1 protein-coding gene is annotated in these 289 nt (G+C 56.1%); it reads left to right on the plus strand.

Translation table 11 applies throughout. The features are described 5' to 3' along the window. Positions 1–184: transposase (locus ACT3TJ_RS18105; protein ID WP_444666150.1), on the plus strand; the 184-nt coding region annotated here is incomplete at its 5' end. Positions 185–289 lie beyond the last annotated feature (105 nt).

Below are 289 nucleotides of genomic sequence, written 5' to 3' on the forward strand. Positions count from 1 at the left end.
GTTACGGACTTATCTGAAGCACACGCCCTTCGCGCGCATGAGTCCGAGCAACCTGAGGCTCAAGCTCATCAAAGTAGGCGCGGTCATCATCCGCAATACGCGTCGAATCCGAGTACTCATGAGTGACAGCTACCCCTATAAAACGGCGCTATCCGATCTCGTCAGGCGGTTGGTTCCTAACTGACTGCTCGGGCGCCCCCGGCCCGAAGCAATGGGGGAAAGGGGGAAGTGTGTCTGAACGCCGGAAAGTGGTTAAAAAGTAGCCGATGTAAGTCGAGCCAGTAGGTGT

It is taken from the genome of Halomonas sp. AOP30-A1-24, from assembly GCF_052378165.1.
In the GTDB taxonomy this organism is placed as follows: Bacteria; Pseudomonadota; Gammaproteobacteria; order Pseudomonadales; family Halomonadaceae; genus Vreelandella; species Vreelandella citrativorans.